General features: G+C 48.2%; 3 protein-coding genes. 2 read left to right on the forward strand and 1 reads right to left on the reverse strand.

The genetic code is table 11. The annotated features are described in order from the left end of the window. Positions 1-1,571, reverse strand: a 1,571-nt coding sequence (locus tag ACQY8X_RS20675; protein ID WP_428037021.1) for a sigma 54-interacting transcriptional regulator, incomplete at its 3' end; no start/stop codon positions are given. Between the two features lie 332 nt (positions 1,572-1,903). On the opposite strand from ACQY8X_RS20675, the gene ACQY8X_RS20680 reads away from it, so the two are divergent. Then, the gene (locus ACQY8X_RS20680; protein WP_428037022.1) at positions 1,904-2,833 is read left to right on the forward strand and encodes a catechol 2,3-dioxygenase; all 930 of its coding nucleotides are present in this window, start codon (positions 1,904-1,906) and stop codon (positions 2,831-2,833) included. A gap of 66 nt (positions 2,834-2,899) precedes the next feature. Then, complete coding sequence (locus ACQY8X_RS20685) at positions 2,900-3,190, forward strand: phenol hydroxylase subunit (RefSeq protein WP_428037023.1); 291 nt, start codon at positions 2,900-2,902, stop codon at positions 3,188-3,190. Positions 3,191-3,296: the final 106 nt, after the last annotated feature.

A 3,296-nucleotide genomic window follows, 5' to 3' on the forward strand; every position in this document is an offset into this window, starting at 1 on the left:
GTTTTCTCCATGGCGGCTTTAATCAGTCGGCCTTCAAACTCTTTCAGCGGCAGGTTCTCCTCCAGTAAGTGGTCGTAGATGTTTTCCATTGACGCGGTGGTTTCATGCTCTGCTGTCAGGGCTTCAGTTTGTCGTGTTGTTGATGTGCGGGTGACAACATGCTGACGCTCTATAGAGCCACTAGCCGGAGCCAGCAGTACTGCTCTTTCAATAATATTTTGCAGCTCCCGGATATTACCCGGCCAGTCATAACTCATTAATGACTGCATGGCACTGTCGCTTATCCCTTCTATGGATTTGTTATACAGCGGCGCATATTTCTCAACCATTGAACAGGCTAGTAGTGGGATGTCCGACTTTCTGGATCTGAGTGGCGGAATCTCCACCGGATAAGTGGCAATCCGATAATAGAGATCTGAGCGGAACTGCCCCTGATCGATCGCTTCAAGCAGCTTCATATTGGTTGCAGCGATGAGTCTGACATCCACTTTTATTGTTTTATTATCGCCCAGGCGTTCCAGCTCCCCCGACTGCAGCACCCTTAGTAGTTTTACCTGAGCAGACAACGAGAGTTCACCCAACTCATCGAGGAACAGTGTGCCGCCATTGGCTGATTCGAAACGCCCAGGCCGGGAAGCGTTGGCGCCGGTATAGGCACCACTTTTAACGCCAAATAACTCAGCCTCAATCAGATCATTGGGGATAGCGCCACAGTTAATCGCGATAAAAGGCTTGTCAGATCGACTACTGTTTTCATGCAGCCAACGGGCAAACAGCTCTTTGCCTACACCGGTTTCACCCAGCAGAAGTACGTTGATCGGACTGTTAGCTGCCTGATTAAGCAGGCTGAACGCTTTAATAAACTCGGGGGACTGCCCGATCAGTTTTCCCTGTTCCGGGCGCTTGGCTGAGGGAAACCCCCTCAGACTATTGAGTTCAGATTCGATTGAACGAAACTGCTGTTTGACCGGGTCCTGCTTAAAATAATCGATATAGTCATCGTCTCCCCAGGCTTCAACCGGTTTGCCAACGAGCACGCATCTGGCATCCCCTTTAGCGACACATTCCACCTCTTTAAAGACGATGTAGCGTTTGAAAAACATCGAAGAGTAGCCGGACGCATAGCCGACCAGCATCCAGCAAACCGGGTCATGGCTGGGGCCTGATTCCTCCAGTTCAATGGCGGCTTCAACGGAGTTCAGACAGACAACTTTGCCGTAGAAACTGCCTTTTTCCCAGTCTACTTCTGACTCAACGATAGTGGATTTAACAAAGCCTTCTAAACCATGCAGGGCCGGGCCGATATCGAAAACATCGTAGTTATTGTCGGTGCCATACAGTTTCAGTGCCAGCTCTGCGTCCTGCTGCCCGGCCGCAAAGCCCATACGTACCAGGATGCTCTGTGCCTGTTTAGGGTCGAGGCTATCAAACAGACTTTTACGGATCTCAGCAAGCACCTGGCTGTGAAACAGCAGCATACGGTTCTTATCCAGCCAGATCTGTCCATCATCGCTTTCGAAGCGCAGCTTTTCGTGGATTTTAAAGTGTTCTAAGAGTTCTTGGTTTTGCATTTTATTGTTATTTTTTTAGTCGATTGGCGTGCGATAGCTAACAGATTAACCATCATCGACAGAGTCCGTCTAGTGATTTTTTTGATTAAAAAGGTTGCCTCCTGTTGATATGGGGGTGACCGTTCAATTTTGAACGAATTATATATTTCGTTCAAAATTGAACGGTTGTTTTTGATTTAATTGAACATTTTTGAACGCATCTGTTTTTCACAAAAAGGTATGAATTATTATAAGTCGTTGATTAATAGTTAAAAAATATTATCTGGTCTGAGCTGTGCAATATACCCCATACGGAATATCCAAAAAATAATTTTAAAAACTGGAGTTTTGGTATGGCAATGACCGGTGTGTTAAGACCTGGACATGTTCAGGTTCGAGTATTTGATCTGGAAGAGAGTGCACGTTTTTATCGTGATGTAATGGGACTGGTGGAAACAGGTCGTGATAACCAGGGTCGCGTTTATTTCAAGTGTTGGGATGAACGGGATCATAACAGTTACATCATCCGCCAGGCTGAAGAAGCCGGGATAGATTTCTTCGGCTTTAAAGTTCTGAATGCAGCAACGCTGGATAAGCTGGAAGCGGATCTTAATGAATATGGTATTGCAACCACCCGTATGCCTGCCGGAGATATGCTGGAAACCGGTGAGCGGGTACGCTTTACCCTGCCAACCGGTCATCTGATGGAGCTGTATGCTGAAAAGAGCGCCGTCGGTAATGGCCTGACTAATGCCAATCCGGGCCCGTGGAATGCAGCCAGTGAACAGGGTATTGCGCCGGTTCGGCTGGACCATATGCTGCTGTACGGGCCAAATGTCGCGGCCAACAAAAAGATCTTTGAAGAGGTTCTGGGATTCTTTCTGGTGGAGCGGGTGCTGGCTGAAGATGGCGAGTTTGAGGCTGCCCTGTGGTTATCCTGCTCGCATAAAGTCCACGATATCGCTTTTGTTGAACACCCTGACCCAGGCAAACTGCACCACTGCTCGTTCCTGATGGAAAGCTGGGAGAAAGTGCTGCGGGCTGGGGATATTATGTCGATGAATGAGGTGTCGGTGGATATTGGCCCGACCCGTCACGGTATTACCCGCGGCTGTACTATCTATGCCTGGGACCCGTCCGGTAACCGCTTTGAAACGTTTATGGGGGGTTATCAGCCCTATCCTGATTATGAAACCATCACCTGGGACTGGGATCATTTCCCCCAGGGGCTGGATTATCCGCAACGAAAACTTCATGAGTCATTCCTGACCATCGTCACCTGATTTAACAATTCAGAAACTGCAGAGTGTCTTTAAGGCATCTCTGCAGCTTCGCAGTGGAGTTGTTCCATGAGCACAAACCATATGACTACCGTCGGCGCAGATGTCGCCGGACTGGATAGCTACGTCAAATATATCCGCGTACGCAGTGATGAAAATGCTCGCTTTGTCGAGTTCGATTTTGCCATTGGTGACCCGATGCTGTTTGTTGAGCTGATTATGCCTAAAACCGCTTTCGAGCATTTTTGTACTGCGAATGATGTGGTGTTTATGACCCGTGAGCAGCAGGAAAGTGTGGATGCCGAGATGGAAAAATGGCGCTACGGCGAAGAGACCCTGATGGCAAAAAACCATAGCTGAGACCGTTAACCGCTGTAACCGCTGCGCTAATAAATAAAAATAAATAACCCGAACAGAAGGGATCAAGCAAATGACCATAGAGATCAAAACCGCAACGCTGGAGCCG

It is taken from the genome of Amphritea sp., assembly GCF_050300915.1.
Taxonomy (GTDB): Bacteria; Pseudomonadota; Gammaproteobacteria; order Pseudomonadales; family Balneatricaceae; genus Amphritea.